This is a genomic window from Cystobacter fuscus (assembly GCF_002305875.1).
GTDB classification, from domain to species: domain Bacteria; phylum Myxococcota; class Myxococcia; order Myxococcales; family Myxococcaceae; genus Cystobacter; species Cystobacter fuscus_A.
In genome coordinates this window covers 2,369,865-2,392,388 of record NZ_CP022098.1, presented here as the reverse complement: position 1 = coordinate 2,392,388, position 22,524 = coordinate 2,369,865, and the positions used below count along the sequence as shown (strand labels likewise).

Sequence of the window (22,524 nt, the reverse complement as noted above, 5' to 3'; positions counted from 1 at the left end):
CCCCCGGTGCTTCCCGCATCCCGCACCGGGCGCCAAGTGGCGCCCCCGGCTCCTTCCTAGTGGAGAACAGTCCGCGCTTCCCGCCTCACGGCGAGTAGACCGTGCCCCAGCTCAGGAACGAGTCGTCCGAGCGCAGCACCACGGTGTGATTGGCTCCCGCGGAGAGCGCCACGAAGCTCGAGAGCGTGGGACCCGCCCCCGGCAGGGAGCGGGAGACCAGGGTGCCATCGCCGAGCTGTCCGGCGGAGTTGTTGCCCCAGGACCACACCTTGCCGGGAGTGAGCGCGAGGGAGAACGAGGCACCCGCCACGATGCCCTGGACGCCCGAGAGGCCCGACACCTGGACGGGCCGCGTGCGCGAGGTGGTGGAGCCATCGCCGAGCTGCCCCGAGCCATTGGCACCCCAGGCCCACACCGCGCCCCCTTCCGTCAACGCGAGCGAGTGCAGGGCTCCGGAGGCGATGGCCTGGACCCCCGAGAGCGTCGACACGAAGACCGGGAGGGTGCGCGAGGTGGTGGTGCCATCGCCGAGCTGCCCGGAGCCATTGGCCCCCCAGGCCCACACCGTCCCATCCGCGCGCACCGCCACGGAGTGTCCGGAGCCACCCGCGACGGTCACGACATCGACGAGTTCCTTCACCTGCATGGGGACGGCACGCGAGGTGGTGGTGCCATCGCCGAGCTGCCCGGAGCCGTTGGCCCCCCAGGCCCACACCGTCCCATCCGCGCGCACCGCCAGGGCATGGTCACTGCCCGCGGCGATCGCCACGACATTGGTGAGTCCAGACACCCGCGCCGGCGCGGTCCGTGCCGTGACGGTGCTGTCGCCGAGCTGCCCGGAGCCGTTGTCCCCCCAGGCCCACACGCCGCCATCACAGCTCAGCGCCAGGGAGAAGAGCGCCCCGGCGGCCACGGCCTCGATGCACTCGGGCCCGGTGAGCCAGCGCGGGGACGTCTGGGTGGCCGAGCCCTCGTAGCCGAGCTGTCCCCGGGTGTTGCTCCCGAAGCTGAACACGGAGCCGTCGGAGGACACGGCCAGCACATGCTGGGCGCCCGAGGCGAGCGGCACGGTGCGCGGATAGCCCACGGCCCGCACCGGCACGGGCGAGGCATTGGTGGCGCCGTTGCCGAGCTGTCCGAGGGAGTTGTCGCCCCAGGCCCAGACGGAGCCATCCGCGCGCAGCGCGAAGGTCGTGCGCAGGCCGGACGCGAAGCCCTGGACGCGCGCGAAGCTCGGCACCCGCCGGGGCGTGCTCTCCGAGGCAAGGGTGCCATTGCCGAGCTGGCCGGAGACATTGCGGCCCCAGGCCCAGAGCATGCCCGTGGTGTCGAGCGCCACCGTGTGGCTGCCCCGGGTGGAGAGCGCGACGATGGTGGCCGGCAGGGAGATGCGCACGGGCACCGGGCGCGCGGTGGTGGTGCCATCGCCGAGCTGACCGTTGCTGTTCTCGCCCCAGGTCCACACCGAGCCGTCCGCCCCCAGCGCCACCGAGTAGGAGGGACCCGCCACGATGGCCTGGATGCCCGCCGGCAGGCCGCTCACCCGCCCCGGCACGTTGCGAGAGGTGGTGGAGCCATCCCCCAGCTGTCCGTAGACGTTGTCGCCCCAGGCCCACACCTGGCCCGAGCCGTCCAGCGCCAGCGAATGGAAGAGGCCGGCCGCCACGTGGGTGAGGACCGCGAGGCCGGGCACCACGGCGGGGGCCCGCGGACCGCGCGGAGTCGCTCCCGCGCCAAGCTGGCCATAGCTGTTGTCGCCCCAGGCCCACACCGTGCCATCGGAGCGCAGCGCCAGCGAGTGGTAGGTCCCCGCGGCGATCTCCGTGGCCCCCGCCACCCCGGGCACCTGGGCGGGGCTGGGACGCCGTCCACCGGAGGTGTCCCCGAGCTGGCCATAGGCGTTGTCACCCCAGGCCCACACCGTGCCATCGGAGCGCAGCGCCAGCGAGTGGTAGCTGGAGGCGGAGAGGGCCCGCGCGGACGTCAGGGTGGAAGACAGCCGCACCGGCGCCGGCCGGGAAACGAGGGTCCCGTCGCCGAGCTGGCCATAGGTGTTGTCGCCCCAGGCCCAGACCGAGCCATCCGCCTGCCGCAGGAAGACATGATTGTCACCGGCCGTCAGGGATGCGCCCGCCGTGAGCGACGGCACGCGGCCCGGAAGCGCTCGCACACTCGAGCTGCCATTGCCCAGCTGGCCGGAGCCATTGGCGCCCCAGCCCAGGGTGACATTGTCTCCGCGCCCCACCAGCGAGAAGGCATTGCCGCAGGCGAGGGCCTGGGCATCCGAGACCCCCGACACCTGCACCGGGACGCGCTGGACGCTGCTCCCCGTCTGGGCCGTCTGGGCCTGGGCGTTGTCCCCCCAGGCCCACACCGAGTCATCGCCGCGCAGGGCGAGCGAGTGGGAAGTCCCACTGGCCAGGGCGACGACCTGGGTGAGGCCGGGCACCTCCAGGGGCAGCAGGGAGGAGACATCGCCGCCATTGCCCAGCTGGCCATAGGTGTTGTCCCCCCAGGCCCAGACCTTGCCTCCCAGGGTGGTGGAGGACGCCGCCACGCTGTGCGAGCCCCCTCCCGCCAGGGCCACGATGCCCGTGAGACCCGACACCCGCACCGGCGTGGAGCGCGAGTCGAGGGTGCCGTCCCCGAGCTGGCCGGAGTAATTCCCACCCCAGGCCCACACCGTGCCATCCCTCTTGAGCGCCAACGAGTGGAAGTCCCCGGCGGCGATGGCCACCACCTCCGTCAGCCCGGACACCTTCGCCGGCGCGGCGCGGCTGGTGAACGAGCCATCTCCGAGCTGTCCGGAGGTGTTGTTGCCCCAGGCCCAGACCGCCCCGTTGCTCAGCGCCAGGGAGTGCAGGTTGCCGGCGGCGATGGCCGTCACGCCCGTGAGCCCCACCACCTGGGCCGGTACCGAGCGCTGCGAGACGCCGTCACCCAACTGCCCATCCGTGTTGGTGCCCCAGGTCCAGACCGTGCCCTCCTCGCGCAACGCCATCGAGTGGCTGTTGCCGGCGGCGACGGCCGTCACGCCCGTGAGCCCCACCACCTGCGTGGGCGTCAGGTGCTGGAGCGTGGAGCCATCGCCCAACTGCCCCTGGGCGTTGGCGCCCCAGGCCCAGACCGTGCCCGCCGGTGTCACGTACAGCGAGTGGTTCAACCCCGCCGCGAGGCGGTAGGGCCGACCCTGCACGGAAATGGCGGGAGCCCGTTGTTGGCCTGGCGCCCAGGCCCAACCACCCTCCTCGCCCACGCCACAGCCGACGCCAGGCAAGAGCACGCACAGAAGGAGCGCGACCAGGGAGCTCCTCGAAGAGACACGTTGCATCCAGAAATCCTTTTCTGCGTGCCCCCAATGGGGGGAAGGGCACGCGGAGTGGGTCCTCCAGCGGCCCTACGGGGGGTTGGGGAATCCGCTGGCTTTCGGGGCGGGAACGCCGCACCTGAACCGGGAATATCCGTATATGTGGATAAATACGATAGAGTTTCAACTGGGTGGGAGGAGACTCGCCCGATGGGTAGGGGTCCACCCCGGCCCGGGAGCCGAGCGCCAGGGGCGCCAGTGGAGGAAGGAAGGCGCATCCGGCCGGGGAGGGCCCACGAGGCGGCTGCACAACCCGGAAGGAGATGGTTAGGGTGAGCGCCCCATGACGGTCTCCCCTTCCCGCCGACAGGCCGCGCTGGCAGCGCTCGCCCTGGATGACGACGCCCTGCTCCGAGCCTGCGAGGTGGAGTACTTCATCGCCTCCGGCCCGGGCGGCCAGCACCGCAACACCACCGCCAGCGGCGTGCGGCTCACCCACCCGCCCACCGAGCTGTCCGTCACCGCCACCGAGCGCCGCAGCCAGGTGCAGAACAAGGGCGCCGCGCTCGAGCGGCTGCGCACGGGACTCCAGGCGCTCACGTACGTGCCCAAGAAGCGCCATAAGACCCAGCCCACCAAGGGCTCCCAACGGCGCCGCCTGGACGCCAAGAAGCGCGTGGGAGAGAAGAAGGCGCAGCGCAGCAACAAGGATGGATGGTAGGGGAGCGCGCATGCCCACCCTGGAAGATGCCCTGGAGCTCGCGGTGCGGGCCCACCGTGGCCAGCGAGACAAGGCCGGACAGCCCTACATCCTCCACCCGCTCCGGGTGATGGCGCGGCTGGACACCGAGACGGAGCGCATGGTCGCGCTGCTGCACGACGTGGTGGAGGACACGCCCTATACGTTGGAGCGGCTGCGCGAGCTGGGCTACAGCGAGGAAGTACTGGGCGCGCTGGAGCGGCTCACCAAGGCCGAGGGCGAGGACTACGCGGCCTTCATCGAGCGCGTGCGGCCCCACCCCCTGGCGCGACGGGTGAAGCTGGCGGATCTCGAGGACAACATGGACGTGCGGCGGCTGCCCGCCGTCACCGCGAAGGACGCGGAGCGGCTGGCGCGCTACCGGGCCGCCTGGACGCGGTTGAAGGACACCTGACGCGCCGCTCATGCCAGGGCCCATGGCCAGCGCAACGGCAGACAACACCCCTCCCACCTCATGGCGAATCCTCGCCTGATCCAGGAAGCCGCATGGAATGTCCCCCCCTCCCGGGAAGAATCCCTCCCAGGACGTGAGGCCAGAATAACCTGGATTCACCGATTTGAAAACACCCCCCACGCGACAAGTGGGTGCGCGCGGGGCGGACCGCGTCAGTTCAGGGAGTCCTTGAACACGCCGCGCCGGGCGCCGGGCGCGCCGAGAACCAGGCGTTGCTCCTCCTGACTCCGGGGGGGACGGTCCGCGAGGAAATCCGCGAGGGCATCCGTCACCGCCGTGGGCGTGCTCAGGTGGGGCAGGTGGCCGCGCGCGTCGATCCGCGCCAGTTGCGCGAGCGGGATGTGCTCGGCCAGGTAGAGGCCGACCGCGTCGGGCACGGCGAAGTCCGCGCCGGACTGGAGGATGAGCGTGGGTGTCTTCAGCCGCGGCAGCTCCGCGCGGAGGTCGGACTCGAAGATGACGCGCGCGCTCGCCAGGGCGATGTCCGGGCGCATGGCGGAGAGCGTCCGGGCGAACTCCCGCGCCAGCTCCGGCATCTCCGGCATGTTCACCACCTGCTCGGCGAAGCCTCCCGCCCAGGCGAGGAAGTTGGCCGACATGGTGGCGTAGAGCGTGTCGAGCTGGGAGCGCGCGAAGCCCCCCACGTAGCCCACGTCATCGAGGTAGCGCGGCGAGGCCTTGACGAAGACGAGCCGCTGGAAGCGCCGCGGCTCGGCGAGCGCCGCCAACATGCCCGCCATGCCGCTCACCGAATGCCCCACCAGCGTGGCATCGCGCAGGTCCAACTCCTCACACAGCTCCAGCACGTCCTCCGCGTAGCCGTGAATCCTGCCGTAGCGCTGCGCGCTATAGGCATTGAAGTCCGACCGGCCACACCCCACGTGATCGAAGAGGATGATCTGGTATTGGCTCTTGAAGGCCGCCACCTGATGCCGCCAGGCGCGCTGATCCGAACCAAAGCCATGGGCGAAGACGAGCGGCGGGCCCATGGCGCCCATGACCCGCACGTTGAGCCGATCGTAGATGGATTGACGCATTGCATTCCCCCCGTTCCAAAACTTGACGCGCAGCGTACTACGCGCTCCGAGCCCCCCGGAAGGGCCCCACCGCCGGAAGACGAACGGCCCGGTGCACTCCCCCCGAGGGAGCGCACCGGGCCGTCATGGACCCACACGTCCGCGAAAACTCAGCTCTTGGCGAGCTGACGCATGACGTAGAGCAGGATGCCGCCGTGGCGGTAGTAGTCCAGCTCGTTGGGCGTGTCGATGCGGCAGAGCACCGTGAACTCCTTGGTGCCGCCCTCGCCCGTGGCCTTCACGGTGAGCTTCTTCTGCGGCGCGAGCCCGTCGGCCACGCCGGTGATCTCGAACGTCTCGTGGCCGGTGAGGCCCAGGCCCTGCGCGTCCTGGCCCGCCTCGAACTGGAGGGGCAGCACGCCCATGCCGATGAGGTTGGAGCGGTGGATGCGCTCGAAGCTCTTGGCGATGACCGCCTTGATGCCGAGCATCGCCGTGCCCTTGGCGGCCCAGTCACGGCTGGAGCCCGTGCCGTACTCGGCGCCCGCGAGCACCACCAGCGGCGTGCCCTCCTGCTGGTACTTCACCGAGGCGTCGTAGATGCTCGTGCGCTCGCGCGTGGGGATGTGCACGGTGACGCCACCCTCCACGCCCGGCACGAGCAGGTTCTTCAGGCGGATGTTGGCGAAGGTGCCGCGCACCATCACCTCGTGGTTGCCGCGGCGCGCCCCGTAGGAGTTGAAGTCCTTGGGCTCCACGCCCTGCTCCATGAGGTAGCGCGCGGCGGGGCTCGTCTTGGCGATGTTGCCCGCGGGGGAGATGTGGTCCGTGGTCACCGAGTCACCCAGCAGCGCGAGCACCCGCGCGCCCTTGATGTCGGTGAGCGGCTTGGGCTCGGCGGGGATGTTCTCCAGGAAGGACGGCTTGCGCACGTAGGTGGACTTGGGATCCCACTTGAACGTGCTGCCCGCCTCCACCTTGAGCTGCTGCCAAAGCGCGTCGCCTTCCATGGCACGCGAGTACTGGTGGCGGAACTGCTCGGGCTTGACCGCGGTGGCGATGGCCTCGCGGATCTCCTCGTTGGTGGGCCAGATGTCCTTGAGGAACACCGGCTTGCCGTTGCGGTCCGTGCCCAGCGGCTCCTTGTCCAGGTCCTTGCCCACCACGCCGGCCAGCGCGTACGCCACCACCAGCGGCGGCGAGGCCAGGTAGTTCATGCGCACGTGCGGGTTGATGCGGCCCTCGAAGTTGCGGTTGCCGCTGAGCACCGCGGCCACCACCAGGTCACCCACCGTGACGGCCTCGGCCACGGGATCCGGCAGGGGGCCGGAGTTGCCGATGCAGGTGGCGCAGCCGTAGCCCACCACGTGGAAGCCGAGCGCCTCCAGGTAGGGCATGAGGCCGGCCTCCTTGAGGTAGTCCGTCACCACGCGGCTGCCGGGGGCGAGGCTCGTCTTCACCCAGGGCTGCACGTTGATGCCGCGCTCCACCGCCTTCTTGGCGAGGATGCCCGCGCCCAGCAGCACCGCCGGGTTGGAGGTGTTGGTGCACGAGGTGATGGAGGCGATGACGACCGCGCCGTGGCCGATCTCGTAGGACTGGGGACCGTTCTTCACGGTGACGGTCTGCTTGAGGCGCTCGGGGGGCACCGGGGCCGCGGGGGCCTTGGCCTTGCCGCCGCCCTCGTCGTCCTCGCCCTTGCTCTTGCCCGCGGCGAGCATCTCCACGAGCGACTTCTCGTAGGAGGCCTTCATGTCCGTGAGCGGCACCCGGTCCTGCGGGCGCTTGGGGCCGGCGAGGCTGGGGACGACCGTGGACAGGTCCAGGGTCAGCGTGTCGGTGAAGACGGGCTCGGGGCTGTTCGTCGTGTGGAACAGGCCCTGCTCCTTGAAGTAGGCCTCGGCGAGCGCCACCGTCTCGGCCGGACGGCCGGTGAAGCGCAGGTAGTTGAGGCTCTCCTCATCCACCGGGAAGAAGCCGATGGTGGCACCGTACTCGGGCGCCATGTTGGCGATGGTGGCGCGGTCCGGCAGGGACAGGCCGGTGATGCCCTCGCCGAAGAACTCGACGAACTTGCCCACCACGCCGCGCTTGCGCAGCATCTGCGTGACGGTGAGCACCAGGTCGGTCGCCGTGGCGCCCGCGGGCAGCTTGCCCGTGAGCTTGAAGCCCACCACCTGGGGAATGAGCATGGTGATGGGCTGGCCGAGCAGCACCGCCTCGGCCTCGATGCCGCCCACGCCCCAGCCCACCACGCCCAGGCCGTTGATCATCGTGGTGTGGCTGTCGGTGCCCACCAGCGTGTCCGGGTACACCGTGTTGCCCTGACGGAAGGCCACCTGGGCCAGGTACTCCAGGTTCACCTGGTGGCAGATGCCGATGTCCGGCGGCACCGCGCGGAAGTTCTTGAAGGCGTTCTGGCCCCAGCGCAGGAAGGCGTAGCGCTCCTGGTTGCGCTCGAACTCCAGCTCGGCGTTGGCGCGGAAGGCCGCCGTGGTGCCGAACACGTCCACCTGGAAGGAGTGGTCGATGACGAGGTCGGCCGGGTTGCGCGGGTTGATCTTCGTCGGATCTCCCCCCAGGGCCGCGAGCGCCTCGCGCATGGCGGCCATGTCCACCACCGCGGGCACGCCGGTGAAGTCCTGCAGGAGCACGCGCGCCGGGTGGAAGGAGATCTCCGTGTCCGGCTCGGCCTTGGGATCCCAGGCCAGCATCTTCTCCACGTGCTCGCGCTTGACCACGCGGCCATCTTCGTTGCGCAGCAGGTTCTCGAGCAGGATCTTCAACGAGAAGGGCAGCCGCGCCACGGACGCGTGGTCCTTGGCCACCTTGGCGAGACTGTAGAAGTCATAGGAAGCCGAGCCCACCTTGAGCTGGCTCTTGCTCTTGAAGCTGTCCGTCATTGTCGGTGCCGTCCTTCTTTCCCACCAGGAGGAATCGGGTTCTGAACCTGGGAAGCTGAATCTGAATCCGAAGCTGGCCGTCTTCTAGGCCCGCCGCCAGCGGCATGCAAAGGGATCCTTCGCCCGGCGGACTCAACCTTCCGCGAGCAGACGGGCCGTGCGCGCCAGGCGCTCCTTGGCCATCCGCATCAACACTTCCCGCATGGAGGGCTGGCTGGAGCTGAGGCGCTCGAACGCCGGACGGCCCAGCTTGAGCAGCACGCTGGGGACGTCCGCGCGCACCGTGGCCGTCACCGGCTGGTCCAGCAGCAGGGAGATCTCCCCGAAGACATCCCCCTCGCGCAAGAGGGCCAGGGGCGTCTCGCTCCCGTCCGGGTGGACGTGGAAGGGCGTGCACCGGCCCCGCATCAACAGGTAGAGCCCGTCCCCCTTCTCCCCAGCGTGCAGCAACGTGGCCTCCGCCGCCACCCGCTGGAGCTGGAACTCGCGGGAGAAGAGCCGCCGCTGCTCGTGGCGCAGGGACGAGAAGAGCGGGTGGGTGCGCAGCAGGTGGTCCGCCGCGCGCTTGCGGCAGAAGGCCCGGACGATCCGGTCCACCAGGGGGAAGCGCTGGGCGAGCTCCGTGAAGCGCGCCCGCGTCAGCTCCAGGAGGATCGACGGCACCGACGGCATCACCGTGGACAGCCGGGGACCCTCGGCGATGAGGGCCATCTCCCCGAACACCCCGCCCTCCACCACCGGCCCCTCCTGCGGTCCCCGCCCCTCCAACAGCCGCATCACGTCCCCGCGGCCCTCCACCATGAAGAACATGGACGCGCCCGGGTCCCCCTCGCGAATCACCGGGTGGCCCGTCAGGTACGTGCGCACCTCCACCGCCTCGAGCAGCGCCACGAACGCTTCCTGGCCCAGCATCGAGAAGAGCGGCACCGCCACGGGATCCTCCCGGTCCGGCAGCAGCTCGAGCTCCTGGGAGAGCAACTCGCCCGAGGCCTCCATGGGCACGGGCGAGTAGCGCGCGTAGAGCTGGGCGATGAAGAGCGGGGTCCGGGTATGCCCCGGGTCGAGCCGCATCAACTCCTTGCATGCCACGATGGCACGCAATAGCTGACTGCCCTGTGCCCAGTGTCTGGCGAGCGCCTCACACACGGTGGCGGCCTCTCGAACGGAGCTCTGCTGCTCGATCCGCCGGATCTCGGCGAGCGCCGCTCCCACCCGACCGCGTTCAGCGAGTCTCGTGGCCAACTCCCGCTCCATGACCACTGGAACTCCCACACCGGCATCAATGCGAATACTCACGGGCGTCGGACGCTAGCACCGAACCGCCCGGCGCTCGATGGGCATCAGCGATTGGGCAGAGATTGACGCCCCTTCAAGGCCGGGGAGAACAGATCTCCCACCTTATCCAGGCGCTTGCGCAGGGTGCCCAGCGTGAAGCGCGAGGGCTCCAACCGGCGCGTCACCTCCGACCACGCGAGGGGTGTGGACACGGGTGCGTGCGGCAACGCACGCGGAGAGTAGGGCGCCACCACCGTCTTGCCCCAGGCGTTCTGGTCCGCGTCCAGGTACAGCCGCCCCTGGCGCCGCGACTTGGAGCGCTCGATGGTCGCCAGCTCCGGGTACTCCTCCGAGAGCGCCGCGAAGGTCTCGTGGGCGAACGCGCGCGCCTGCTCGTAGGTGTGGCCCGGAGACAGGGGCACCAGCACGTGCAGGCCCCGCTTGCCGGAAGTCTTCGGCACGCTGACCAGCTCCAGCCGCTCCAGGTAGCGCCGCAACCCGGTGGCCAGTTCGATCAAATCCCCGAAGGTCCCCCCGGGGCCCGGATCCAGGTCGAACACCACCCAGTCGGGCTGCTCCAGGTGCGGCACCCGGCTGGACCACATGTGCAGGGTGAGCGCGGACTGGTTGGCGAGCCACAGGAGGGACTCGGGCCGATCCACCACCACGTGGGACAGCTCGCGCGTCTCGTGGGTGATGCGCACCGTGGAGAGCCCCTCCGGCACGTGCTCCACGCCCTGGCGGAAGAAGCCCGGCGCCTTCACCCCCTGGGGCCACTGCTGCAGCGTGAGGGGCCGGCCCGCCAGCGCCGGGACCATGAAGGGCGCGACGTCCTGGAAGTAGCGGTACACGTCCGCCTTGGTGTAGCCCGGCTCGGGGAAGAGCACCCGATCCCCGTGGGTGAGCCCCACCAGGGCCGCGCTCGCCCCCTTCTTCGCCGCAGCCGCCTCCTTCTTCGCCGCGGCGGCCTCCTTCTTCGCCGCGGCGGCCTCCTTCCGGGAGATGGCGGATCTGCCCGCGGAGCGCGCCCCCGGGCGGGACTTGCGCCCCGTCTGACGGTGGGGACCCCGGCGGGCGGGCCGCTCGATGGGCCGCTCCCGGACACACTCCTCGGGGCGCTTGTCGCTCCGCAGTCCCTGGAAGGAGGGATGGCGCAGCCGCCCATCCTCGGTCCATTCGGTGAACGCCACCTGCGCCACATGGCGGGGCTTCACCCAGATGGCCTCCTCGTGGTGCAGCGCGTCACGAACACGCGGAGCCTCCTGGACGGGGGGCTTCTTCACCTCGTCGCGTGACAGCAGCTCGCGCAACTCCCGCCGCACCTTCGTCGTGTACCCGGTCCCCACCTTGCCCGCGTAGCGCCAGGCCTTCCCCTCTCGCACTCCCACCAGGAGCGAGCCCAGCTCGGGCCGCTCGTTGGCCATGGGCGTGAAGCCCACGATGGCCACCTCCTGGTTGGCCTGGACCTTGAGCTTGAGCCAGGTCTCGCCGCGGCCCGGTGAATAGGGGGTGCCCACGCGCTTGGCCATGACGCCTTCCCAGCCGCGCCGCCGCGCCAGGGCCAGCGCCTGCCGCGCGCTGCCCTCCACCCGCTCGGCGAGTTGCAGGGGCGCCTTCACGCGCGCCAGCAGCCGCTCGAGCCGCTCGCGACGCTCCTCCAGGGGCAGCGGCCGCAAGTCCTCCCCATCGAGCCACGGCACATCGAAGATGACGTAGCGTTCCTCGACCCCCTTGCCGAGGAGCTGGAAGCGGGAGCGCCCCCTGTCGTCCAGGGCGACGATCTCCCCGTCCACCACCGCCTCGTGCCCACCGAGCGCCCCGAGCGCCCGGGCGATGTCGGGGAAGCGCGCCGACAGATCCTTGCCGCCGCGCGAGTGCAGCGCGACCTCGCCCTCGCGAAACGCGGCGAGCGCGCGGAACCCGTCGTACTTCACCTCGTAGAGCCACTCGCCCTGATCGGTGGACTCCACCTGGGCGAGCGTGGCGAGCATGGGCGCGCCCACCTTCTCCAGCAGCGCCTCGGGAGAGAGGGCCGGAGCCTTCTTCGCGCGGGTGGGGCGGGAGACGCGCACGGGTCTGGCCTCGGAGATGCGCTGGGTGCGCCGCACGGGGCCGCGGGTGACGCGCTGGCCGGACTTCACGGATTCGGGGTGGGCCTCGGTGACGTCATAACCGGGGCGCTCGGTGCCATCCTTGGCCTTGAAGCACAACCACTGCGCCTTCTTGCCCATGGGACGCGTGCGGATGAGGTGCCACTCGCCCATCAGCTTCGCGCCGTGCAGCACCACGTGCAGCCGCCCCTTCGCGAGCTGCTCGGAGGCCTGCCCGGGAGGCACCGTGTCGAAGGTGCCCGACTCCCACAGCAGCGAGTCTCCCGCCCCATAGGCCCCATCGGGGATGCGGCCCTCGAAGGTGGCATAGGCCAGGGGGTGGTCCTCGGTCTGCACCGCGAGCCGCTTCTCGGCCGGATCGTAGCTGGGGCCCTTGGGAATGGCCCAGCTCACCAGCACCCCGTCGATCTCCAGCCGCAGGTCATAGTGCAGCCGCGTGGCGTCGTGCTTGTGCACCACGAAGAGAGGGGCTGCCCCCGAGGGCGAGGCCTCGACATCGGGGCCGGGCTCCGAGGTGAGGGAGAAGTCACGCTTCTCGCCATAGGTTCCCAAACGCTTCCGGGCCGAGGGTGTCGAACGTCGCGGAGTCGCCATACCAGGTAAGGGTTGGCACTCCCTACCCGACCGGCAAAGCGGTCCCCCCACCCTCCCGAGCCGCCCGCTTCCCCTATCTCGACCGTCAAGCGGCGTGTCGCACCCATGAAGTCGGATGCGACACGCCCTATCCCAGGCCCTTGTCCAGGAGCAGCTCCCCGAGCTGCTGGAAGCCGGCCCGATGGGACGCGAGGAAGTCCTCGGCGAGCTCGGGCGGTGGCTTCTCCCAGCGCATCTGCCCGGCGTCCTCCCACCGGCAGAGCACGAGCTGGGAGCGCACCTGCTCCGGCGACTCGAAGGAGAGCGCGTCCAGGAGGATGGGGTTGGGGCTGGTGAGGAAGACCTGACGGGGGCTCAATGCCTCGATGCAGTAGGGCAGCCACGGGTGGGGCAGACCGTTGACGAGCTCGTCGGCGATGGCGACGTGCTCGACACAGTCCAGGTAGTACAGGAAGGACAGGGTGCGCTTCTGCCCGTAGCTCAGGTGCCTGTCGGGGAGGGTCCACCCCGCGCGATGGGTGAAGTGGAACGCCTGACGTCCGGACTTGCGTGCCTCCACTCCCTCCTCTCCGGGCAGCCGGGTGAACTCGAGGACCGCGGCGGCCGTCTCGAAGTCCAGCAGACTGGCCAGCTGGCCCAGGAAGGGAAGCTGACGCTCGTCCAGGACATACCGGTCCTCGTCCCAGCGCTCCCCCGCCAGCTCCGACACCCGCTCGGCGAGGACCTGGCCCAGGGGCGAGCCCTCGATGCGGACCCGGCCATCCGCGCCACGCACCAGGCCGATGTCGAGCTGCCGCAGCAGGGAATAGAACTCCAGGGACTCATCGAAGCGGCGGGCCTCGGCATCGGGACAGAGCACCAACACCACCTGCGCGAGCAGCTCCCGCCGGGGATGGGCCACGTCGATCCACCCCGACAGTCCGCTGAACAGGTGACTCCACAGGCACGTGCCCACCGGGGGCCCCTCGGACAGGGGCACGTCCACGCCCACCTCCGCCTCCACGCGGATGACGCGCGCGGCCTCGTCGACCACGAAGATGAGCGGCGGTGCGGCGGAGCCGAAGGAGATCTCCACCCGGGCGAAGAGCACGGACCTCGCCTCCCGCTCGGCCTCGGAGGGGGGACGGTGCTCATTCCGGATGGCGAAGTGCGCCCTCACTTCCCCCTCGGAGAAGCCGTACTCCAGATCGAACTCGTCCTCCAGCAGATCGGAGAAGTCCGCGCTGAACATGGCCGCGACGAGATCGAGCAACGAACTCTTCCCCGTTCCACTCTGCCCCAACAGGACATTGCAGACGGGATCGAACGCCAACCTCGTTCCGGGTTTCACCTTTCGGAATTTATTGAGCTGGAGCCACTGGAGTTTGATCATGGACTGAGAGCCGTTTGGTCCCAAGGGGACTTCAATGGTTGTTTATTGATTGACACGAATGTCGGGTTTTGCTTCGGGGTCGACCTGCTCGATGTCGAAGCGTCGCCGCTCACCTTTGGGCGGCTCGACGGCAGTCATGAACTGCGGATCATTGAGGACAACACTGCCCGGGCCGTGGTCCACCAGCGCCGGGTCCACCAGGACATTTGGAAACGAAAAAGCCTCTCGCGTCAGAAGGCCATACACCATCTCCGCGGTACTCACGGCGGCGCCACAAAAGGGCAGCCATGTGCCATCCGGAAGTTGGACTCGGTCGAACTCGATATAGACCCGCATCCGAGTGGTCACCGCCTGTCCCGCGATGACCAGGTATCGAGAGTCCTCACCCTCAAAGGGATACATGTGGGCCGTGATGGGGCCCGGCTTGACGTTGAGCCCCCCTCCTTCGGTCAGGGGCTTTCTGCGCGAGACGGAAGAGACCGAGGGGCCCGGCTGGATGTAGCTGTCGTACATGTAGTCAGGCAGGAATCCCAGCTTCTGGGGAGTCTCAATCGCCTCGGGGGGACACCGCTTGAGGTAGCCACTGGGATCCGGACGCACGGTGGGGGCCGTGGCACAACCCACGAACTGGACCAGGGTCGTGCCCAGCAGGACGCGCAACAGGGCACAGGCACGCGAGGGAACCTCCGCCGAGGTGTCGGCGGCGAAATGAGTCGGAAGGGACAGAGGGGATGGCACGGGTTGCACTCCTTGTTCGGCGGGCCTCGGCGAGACCGGCACGGTGGACTCCACACGAGGGAGGATCCCGCCTCCCGCGTGGAGAAGGAGCCACCCTCCCCACCCAAGCAACCCCATCCCGAGCATCAACACCAGGAACACCTTCATCCAGCGGCGCGGTCCCCGCTCTCGTGCCGAGGACCCAGCCCTTCCAGCAGACCCCCGGACCGCTCTCCCTCGCACCAATGCCGACTCCTGCCCGGAGAACGCCCTTCCCGGGGTCCGCCACGGGGGCGACTGCCCCTCTTCCGCCCGGAGCCGTTGCAGTTCCTCGCGCACGGCGCTGGCGCTCGGCGGACGTCGTGACGGCTCCTTCGCCAGCAACCGCATGGCGAGCGAGCACAAAGACGCGGGCGCCTCGGGGTTGAGCAGCCGGGGCTCCACGGGCGGCTGGGTGAGGATGGCCACCAGCAGTTGGTCCACCGGCAGCTTCGGGTCGAAGGGATGATGGCCCGTGAGCGCTTCGTACAGGAGGACCCCCACGGCGTAGAGGTCCGCGGAGGGATGGGCCTCGAAACGGGCGCCCTTCTCCCGGGCCTCCTGACTCATCACGAAGCGGATGGCCTCTGGCGGCTGGCAGTACATCGTGCCGGGAGCAATCCCCTCGGTCAGCGGAGGCGCGCAGGGAAGGTGGACGGCCCCGAAATCGATGAGGAAGGGCCGCGAGTCCCCGTCACGCACCAGCACGTTGTCGGCCTTGATGTCCCGGTGGCACATGCCGCGCGCGTGCATGGCCTCGAGCGGACGCAGCACCTCGCACAGCACGTCCACCCACTCGAAGGGAGCGACGCGCCCGCGACGGCACCACTCGATGAAGGTCACTCCCGGGACGTAGTCCGTCACATAGAAGGAGTAGCCCGTGCGCGGCTCCGGCCATCTTCCCCACTCGTGCACGGGCAGCAGGTTGGGATGGACCAGGTGTTCCAGGGACACCGCCTCACGTCGCAACCAACCATCCACCCGGTCCTCGTCCGCGTCCGAGGCGGGTTGCAGCGCCACCTTCAAGGCGTAGTAGTGGCGCCCACGCTCCGCCAGGAAGACCATGGAGAAGCCGCCCACGCCCAGACGACGCAGGAGGCGGTACTCCCGCACGTGGTCCCCGGGCCGGAGCTGGTTGGGGTGAAGGGCCTTGCTCATGGTGCCGACCTCAGCCGGATCAGGGGTAGCGAGAGCGAGCCCTCCGCGTCCCCCTCGCCTCTCAGCACCACCTCCAGATGGGTGGCCCCCTCCGGGAGGACCGACACGAAGGTGTACTGCCGAGGGGAAGAGGCGGACAGCACCGAGGAGACGCGCAGGACGGGCAAGGGCACGACAGAGCCCTCCTGAATGACGGAGCGCAGCAGGAGGCGCTTGCTCACATCGGCGGAGCGCCGTCTCTCCCAGAGGAGAAACGAGACGAAGACGTAGTGGTCGAGCCGCAGAACGGAGCGGAGCCGCACCAAGGAGTCTCCACTGTTGAGGAGGCACATCCCTGGCGGGGCCATCTCGACGGGCTCCGCACGTGCCTCATTGAGGAGCCGGGCCATGTCACCAGCGCCCTCTTCGACTTCGACAGGAGCGGGCGCGTGGAGCAGGAACCCGACCTGGGTATCCACCTCGTCGCGGACGGAACTCAACGCGAGGGAGAGCAACCCTCCCTGCTCGAGGGGAACGGAAACAAGGAGCCGCTCACCCTTGGGGAGATCCACGGAGGGAATGATGAGGAAGGACGAGCCCTCCACGGGAACGAGCCGGACATGGCCCTCCCCCTTCTGGAGCCGCGGCCCCTCGGGACCCAGGCGCACATCGAGGGAGACGAGCGTGGGGGTGCCACCCGCGACATGTACTTCGGAGGGTGCCCCGCTCGCGTCGGTGGAAACCCGCACGGTGCGCTGCCGGGACATGCGTCCGGCGCTCCGGTCCCCAGCGAAGACCGGTACGGAAGCGAGCAGGAAAAGCACGAGGAGAGCCGAGAAAACGGAGCGCACGCGAAGCCTTCGTCGTGAAAGCGGGCGGGCAAGGTATTCGGGATGGTGCACAACCGGCAAGCACTTGTTGACTTTCGAGGTCAGGTACTAAAAGGTGACTTCTGGAATCAACTCCGGTAGATGAGGGACACCGTCCGGGATGAACGCGGGTCGTCCCACGCCGCGCGGGCGGTGCCATTGCCTGTCCATCACCTGCTGGGAGAGTCCACGTCTGGGATTGACGGGGTGAAGTCAGAATCCATCACAGACGAGTGGATTCAGATGAGCCGGCGGAAGGCGTACAGCACGCGCTCGAGCACCTTGCGCCAGAGGGGCCGCTGGCGGAACACGGTCAGGTCCACCTCGCGGCAATCCTGGCAGTCGCCGCGAATGGCGTTCTCCAACTGGAAGCCCAGCCGAGGATCGGTGAAGACGGCGTTCGCCTCGTGGTTGAAGGCGAGCGACAACCGCTCGAGGTTGAACGAGCCGATGGTGCCCCACACGCCGTCCACCACCGCCGTCTTGGTGTGCAGCACGCACCGCTCCCACTCGAAGATGCGCACCCCCGCGGTGAGCAGCTTCTCGTAGAAGGAGCGCGTGGCGTTCATGATCCACGGGTGGTCGCCCCGGGCGTTGAGCAGCAGGCACACCTCCACGCCCCGCTGGGCGGCGTCGCGCAACGCGGCCACGAGCTTGCGGTCCGGCACGAAGTAGGCGGCCGCCACCAGCACGCTGCGGCGGGCGCGGGAGATGGCATGCAGGTAGGCGCGGTGGATGCTCCGGCGGTTGGAGAGCACCGCCAGGCCCACGCCGCCCCTTCCCTGGGACTGGAGCCGCGCGCGCACCTGCTTGCGCCGGCGGCGGCCCTCGCGCCAGGAGCGGAACTTGTCCTGGAAGGCCATGCGCCAGGTGGCCACGAAGCGGCGCTCCAGCTCGTACACCGCCGGCCCCTCCACCCGGAGCACGTCGTCGCGCCAGCAGTCGCCCCCCTGCCCCTTGGGGGCCCAGTGCACGGCGATGTTCACCCCGCCGATGAAGGCCACCTCGCCATCCACCGAGAGGATCTTCCGATGATCCCTCCGCAGCAGGTGGCGCAGGCCCCGGCCCAGGCTGCTGAAGGGCTTGAAGGGACGGATATCCACGCCCCGGGCACGCAGGGACTCGAAGAAGTCGCCGCGGCTCGACCAGGAGCCCAGCGCGTCGTACAGCACCTTCACGTGCACGCCGCGCTCGGCCGCTTCCGCCAGGGCCTCGCCGAACAGCTCGCCCACCGCGTCGGACAAGAACATGTATGTCTCGAGGTGGACATACCGGCGCGCGTTGCGGATGGCCTCCAGCATGGAGGGGTAGACCTCCACGCCGTCGCGCAGCAACTGGCAGTCATTCCCCCTCAACGGAGAGTGCGAGGGGGGCAGGTAGTAGCGGGCGAGCAAGGCCGTGGAAACCTCCGCGTTCCAGCGCGGGGTGTTGGCGGGTGGACGAGCGATGATCCGCCCGGGCCCCTCCAGCGCCCCTCCCCTGACCTCCGCCCCACTGCCCCCTTCCTGCTCACGCATGGTGGGACAAGGGTGGGAACGCCAGGGCGATCTGGCAACCTTACCGGGTCATTGACTGATTTCCCCGCGCTTCATCTCCGCCTTTTGAGCGCAGAGCTGATCCGTCTCGTCCGGGAAGTACTCGCGCGTGTGGTCCAGGGTGGCGTTGGCCTCCTGCCACTTGTTCTGGTTGACGTAGCGTTCCACCTCCAGCATGAGCTTGGCGCACACCTTGTCCAGCTCCTTCTGGGCATCCTTCATGCGCTCGCGCGCCTCGTAGTAGAGGTCCGGACGGGGCTCGGGGTGGGCTTCCAGCAGCAGCCACGCCTCGCGGAACGACTTCCAGCCCTCGTAGCCGTTGCGCGCGCCCACCATGACGTTGTCCATGTTCTTGCGCCCGCGCGTGTACGCCTTGCGCGCCTCCTCGAGGAGCTGCTCGGGGGAGATCTCCGGCAGCGGCACCCGCTCCAGCCAGATGTTCCAGACGCGCCAGGGGTCCTCCCCGGGCGGATTCTTGGTGTTGTCGAAGGTGATGCGGTTGAGCTCCCCCTTCTTGAGCAACTGCCAGGGGATCATGATCTCCAGCACCCGGTCCTGGCTGGCCAGGGTGTCCGGAGGCACCTTGCCCAGGTCCACGCCGTTGACCGTCACGATGAGCTCTCCCTCGGAGATGCCCTGCGCCTGATAGTGCAGGATGGCGAGCGTGCGGGTGGCCGAGGTGTACTCCCACTCGAAGACCTTCTGGTCCGGGTGCTCCCAGTCCACGCCATCGCCCAGGCCGAAGGAGTCGGTGATGATCTGCTTGTTGGCCAGCCCCACCGGCTCCTCGCCACGCTGCACGGCGGGGCCGGTGTCGAGCACCAGCCAGAAGATGAGCGCCACGAGGCCCAGCGCCAGTACGCCGCCCAGGGCCATGAGGCCGCGGCGCACGTTGAGGCTCGCATCGAGCCAGAAGAGCTTGAGGTTGGCCACCAGGCCCGGGGACTCGCGCTTGATGCGGGCGCGATCCGCGGCGGACAGGGAGGAGCCGGCGGGCGCACCGGCGGCACCGTTGGAGCGCGCCACCGCGCTGGAGCTGGAGGCAGGACGCCGGGAGGGGGGCGCCGCGGGAGCCGAGTCCGGAGCACGCGCCAGGGCCGCGGCGGAGGCGGCACCGCCCCGGGCGGGACGGGCAGGAGCGCCCGCGGGCAGCGAGGGCTGCACCCCGGTGCGCGCGCGCGGCAGGGTGCGGGTGGAGCTGCGCCGCGCGGCGTCGAGGGTCTCCGCGTCCGCGCCCTCGGGTGCCAGGGCCTCGCCCCGGTTGCGCTGGCGCGACACGGCCTCCACGGACACGATGCGCGTGCTGTTCTCATCCACCGTGGCATCCGTGGCAGCGGATCCGGGCGAGGTGGACTCCTCGGCCACCGGCTTGAAGACGAACACCACCGGCCCGAGCGACAGCTGGGCCCCTTCGTCCAGGACCTGCTTCTCCTTCACGGGGACCAGTGTGCCGTTGACCCGGGTGCCGTTGGAGCTGCCCATGTCCTCGACGTAGTACTGGCCCTCCTCGGCGAAGATGCGGCAGTGGCGGCGGGAGATGCCCGCGTCGTACAGGACGACATCACACTCGGCGACACGACCGATGAGAACGGAGTCCTGCTCGAAGACGAACTCCTTGCCCGCCTCCTTGCCCTCGGCGATCGTCAGCTGGAAGCTCATGAAACCCTCAGACTCCTAGCGCGGCCTTCGCCGCTCGCGCCACGGCCGCACGGGCCGAGGCAGGCTCAAGCACCTCGGCCTCACCGCCGAACGATAGCACCCACTGCGTCAACCAGCGCTCGTTGTCTCCAGCGACCCGCACCTCGACGCTCCCGTCCGCCAGCAGGCGGGCGTCCTCGCCGAAGCGCTCCCGGACATAGGGGGCCACCAGGGGAGTGAAGAGCACCCGGACGTCCGCGTCGCGGCGGGCGGGGTTGGGCACCTCCGCTCGGGCGCCCTCGCGCGGCTGGAACAGGGTGGTGGTGAGCGAGAGCGCCCCCATGCGGTCCACCCGGAAGAGCCGCTCGTCCTCGCGGGTGAGGCAGAAGGCCTGCAGGTACCACTGGCCGCGGTGGCTGAGCAGCTCGAGCGGCCGGACGCGCCGGGGCTCGGGAGCGCCCCGTCCGGGGGCCGCGTAGTCGAACGTCACCTCGCAGCGGCCGTGGATGGCCTGGGTGAGTGGGCCCAGGGCCTCGGGGGCCTCCAGCGCGGCGTCGATCTTCCGGTACATCTCGCGAAAACGCGCCCCCGCGCCCGGAGGCAGCACGCGCTCGAGCTTCTCCACCGCGCCGCGCAGCGTGTCGCCGGCCGCCGGACGCAGCAGCTCCGCCGCGGCGGCCAGGGCCGAGGCCTCGCCCACCGTCAGGCGCGGAGGCGCGGACAGGCGCTGATCCAGGTCCACGTAGACGCGGTCGTTCTCGACGTAGATGTCGATGTAGTCGTCCGGGTTGAAGGGGGGCCGGCCCACGCAGGTGAGCAGATCCAGATCCTCGAGCAGGTGCTCCCGGCTGACGTTGAGGGCGCGCGCCAGTTCCTCCACGGTGATGCCCTGGCGCGAGGACACATAGGGCACGAGGAACAGCAGGCGGCGCAGACGCTCGTGGACGCTCATGTCGGCACCTCGGACGAGGCGGGCTTCTCGCCGTGCTTTTCCAGGATGCGCCGGGCCATGGCCGCCACGTCCTCGCGCGCCTTGTCCGGGGCCTCCACGTGGCAGTCCGGGCCGAGCTGGAGACAGAAGCGCAAGAGGCCATCCAGGAACGTCACCGGCAGCGTCACGAGCATGCCCTGGCCCTCCGGGGCCGGGGTGACGTGCGCGCCGGGAAAGAGCGAGGCGGCGCGTGGGGCCAGCTCGCCGGTGAGGCGCAGGCGAGCCTCCACGCGCTCATGGAAGCGGTGCTGCCAGGGGTAGCTGGCCACGTAGTCATCCGCGGAGAAGTTCGCGGGCACCTCGAAGTCCGGGGTGCGCGGCCGGGAGGAGTTCACCTTGAGGGTGCGGATGCGGTGCACGTGGAAGGTGCGGATGCCCTGGCGCAGGTGGCAGTAGCCCACCAGCGTCCAGATGCCCCGGCGCAGCGCGAGCCCGTACGGCTCCACCCGGCGCTCGGACAGGTCGAGCCGCTTGGGTGAGCCATAGGTCATCTGCACCCATTTGCGCGCGGCGCACGCGCTCCAGAGCTGCTCCAGGTACGCGGCCAGCCGGGGCCCGTCCTGCTCCACGCCCAGTTCCATGCGCACCCGGGGCGTGGGCAGCGCGTCGCCGGCGAAGAAGCCAATCTTGCGCAGGGCATGCGACAGGTCGTCCCGGCCGGGAAAGGCCCCGGAGGTGAGCGCGGCGCTGCCCGCGGCGTAGAGCACCGCCAGCTCCTCCTTGGTGAGGTCCACCTCGGGCAGGTAGTAGGCGTCGCGGTCGACGATGTAGCCATCCTTCCGCTCGTCGTCGCCCTGGATGTAGGTGAGCGGGAAGCCAAGCTCCAGCAACTCCGCCTTGTCGCGCTCGAACTTGCGCTCGGCGGCGTCGTCGGAGGTGCCTCGGTAGTCCTGGGGGAAGTGGTCGCGCAGCTCCGCCCAGGAGATCGGTTCCCGAGCGTCCAGGAACAGGGCCACGAGATCAAGGAGACGTTCGGTCCGGTCCATTCGGAAGGTTTTCGACAATGCGCAAAAGGCTCGCGCCGGGTCAAGGCGAGGACACCCGGAGACGGACGGATGCCCGCCGCCGCTGCCCCGCCTTCCATCGATCTACTCGGCGCCAGGGCCCCTGGACAGCTTTTTACTGAACGGAAAAACAGGTGCGTCCATGAATGGGCGACACCGACCCGGGCAGCAGGGGAGCGAGCCAGGGGGAAGACGTCGCGAATGGCGAGCCGCCAGGATATTCCTTAGAATCGACCGCGCACGCAGCCGGCCGGGGCGTGCTCGTCTGGCGGAGGTCCAAGCGTCCAGACAAGGCGTGCGGCTCCATAAAGGATTCAACATGACGCGCTCCACCCTCATCAAGAAGGCCTGGCTCGCACTGGTGCTGGTGGGGTGGGCGAGTGTCGCGCTCACGGCCCTGCCCCGCGAAGCAGAAGCCGAGCCGCTGTACTTCGCGCTGGAGGTCCGGCGCGAGGGGCGGCTCGTGGCCCAGCCCAAGCTGCTGGGGGAGACGGGCCGCACGGTGCGCGCCGAGCGGCGCAAGCCCGGTGCGCAGCAGCCCGACTACCGCCTGGTGCTCACCCCCACCGCCGAGGGCAAGGCGTTCCACCTGGAGCTGGACCTGGCTCTGCCGGAACTCAAGGGCCACTCGGAGCTGTCGCTGCTGCACGGCCAGGAGCGCCGGGTGCAGCTCGGCCGCTGGCCGGGCGACCTGGAAGTGTCGCTGCTCCTCATGAAGGTGGACTCGCCCGAGTTCCGGGCGCTGATGGACCTGACGCGGGACGCCGAGGCATCCGACTCCGGCCGCACCATCTGATCGCCC

15 protein-coding genes are annotated in these 22,524 nt (G+C 69.7%); 3 read left to right on the top strand and 12 right to left on the bottom strand.

Translation table 11 applies throughout. From position 1 onward, the window contains the following. Positions 1-85: 85 nt before the first annotated feature. Positions 86-3,331: an RCC1 domain-containing protein gene (locus tag CYFUS_RS09895; RefSeq protein ID WP_095984998.1), complete on the bottom strand. Its 3,246-nt coding sequence runs from the start codon at positions 3,329-3,331 to the stop codon at positions 86-88. A gap of 319 nt (positions 3,332-3,650) precedes the next feature. Here CYFUS_RS09895 and CYFUS_RS09890 point away from each other — a divergent pair, with 319 nt between their 5' ends. Then, on the top strand, positions 3,651-4,028 hold the full coding sequence (locus CYFUS_RS09890; protein WP_095984997.1) for a peptide chain release factor family protein: 378 nt from the start codon (positions 3,651-3,653) through the stop codon (positions 4,026-4,028). 10 nt (positions 4,029-4,038) lie between these two features. After that, positions 4,039-4,461 (top strand): HD domain-containing protein, encoded by a 423-nt coding sequence (locus tag CYFUS_RS09885; RefSeq protein ID WP_095984996.1) that lies wholly within the window; start codon positions 4,039-4,041, stop codon positions 4,459-4,461. Between the two features lie 212 nt (positions 4,462-4,673). Here CYFUS_RS09885 and CYFUS_RS09880 read toward each other — a convergent pair whose 3' ends face one another. The 11 genes from CYFUS_RS09880 to CYFUS_RS09830 all read right to left on the bottom strand — a co-directional run bounded on the left by CYFUS_RS09880 (position 4,674) and on the right by CYFUS_RS09830 (position 21,704). Next, positions 4,674-5,558 (bottom strand): alpha/beta fold hydrolase, encoded by an 885-nt coding sequence (locus CYFUS_RS09880; RefSeq protein WP_095984995.1) that lies wholly within the window; start codon positions 5,556-5,558, stop codon positions 4,674-4,676. A 149-nt stretch (positions 5,559-5,707) separates the two neighbouring features. Beyond that, complete coding sequence (gene acnA, locus CYFUS_RS09875) at positions 5,708-8,440, bottom strand: aconitate hydratase AcnA (RefSeq protein WP_095984994.1); 2,733 nt, start codon at positions 8,438-8,440, stop codon at positions 5,708-5,710. A gap of 132 nt (positions 8,441-8,572) precedes the next feature. After that, on the bottom strand, positions 8,573-9,682 hold the full coding sequence (locus CYFUS_RS09870) for a cyclic nucleotide-binding domain-containing protein (protein ID WP_198316524.1): 1,110 nt from the start codon (positions 9,680-9,682) through the stop codon (positions 8,573-8,575). A gap of 98 nt (positions 9,683-9,780) precedes the next feature. Beyond that, the gene (gene ligD / locus CYFUS_RS09865) at positions 9,781-12,378 is read right to left on the bottom strand and encodes a DNA ligase D (RefSeq protein ID WP_198316523.1); all 2,598 of its coding nucleotides are present in this window, start codon (positions 12,376-12,378) and stop codon (positions 9,781-9,783) included. A 169-nt stretch (positions 12,379-12,547) separates the two neighbouring features. Continuing rightward, positions 12,548-13,732 (bottom strand): hypothetical protein, encoded by a 1,185-nt coding sequence (locus tag CYFUS_RS09860; RefSeq protein ID WP_157758363.1) that lies wholly within the window; start codon positions 13,730-13,732, stop codon positions 12,548-12,550. A gap of 102 nt (positions 13,733-13,834) precedes the next feature. Next, entirely contained in the window at positions 13,835-15,706 is a 1,872-nt protein-coding gene (locus CYFUS_RS09855; protein WP_095984990.1) for a serine/threonine protein kinase, read from the bottom strand. Further along, positions 15,703-16,509 (bottom strand): DUF2381 family protein, encoded by an 807-nt coding sequence (locus CYFUS_RS09850; RefSeq protein ID WP_269770267.1) that lies wholly within the window; start codon positions 16,507-16,509, stop codon positions 15,703-15,705. The genes CYFUS_RS09855 and CYFUS_RS09850 overlap by 4 nt, the downstream gene beginning before the upstream one ends. 284 nt (positions 16,510-16,793) lie before the next feature. Further along, entirely contained in the window at positions 16,794-18,071 is a 1,278-nt protein-coding gene (locus CYFUS_RS09845; protein WP_232537474.1) for a phospholipase D-like domain-containing protein, read from the bottom strand. A gap of 48 nt (positions 18,072-18,119) precedes the next feature. Further along, entirely contained in the window at positions 18,120-19,748 is a 1,629-nt protein-coding gene (locus CYFUS_RS09840; protein WP_095984987.1) for an FHA domain-containing protein, read from the bottom strand. A 7-nt stretch (positions 19,749-19,755) separates the two neighbouring features. After that, positions 19,756-20,679, bottom strand: a complete 924-nt coding sequence (locus tag CYFUS_RS09835) for a helix-turn-helix transcriptional regulator (RefSeq protein ID WP_095984986.1) — start codon at positions 20,677-20,679, stop codon at positions 19,756-19,758. Beyond that, on the bottom strand, positions 20,676-21,704 hold the full coding sequence (locus CYFUS_RS09830; RefSeq protein ID WP_095984985.1) for a helix-turn-helix transcriptional regulator: 1,029 nt from the start codon (positions 21,702-21,704) through the stop codon (positions 20,676-20,678). Before CYFUS_RS09830 ends, CYFUS_RS09835 begins: the two co-directional genes overlap by 4 nt. Positions 21,705-22,041: 337 nt before the next feature. On the opposite strand from CYFUS_RS09830, the gene CYFUS_RS09825 reads away from it, so the two are divergent. After that, a complete protein-coding gene (locus tag CYFUS_RS09825) occupies positions 22,042-22,518 on the top strand; it encodes a hypothetical protein (RefSeq protein WP_095984984.1) in 477 nt (158 codons plus the stop codon). Positions 22,519-22,524: the final 6 nt, after the last annotated feature.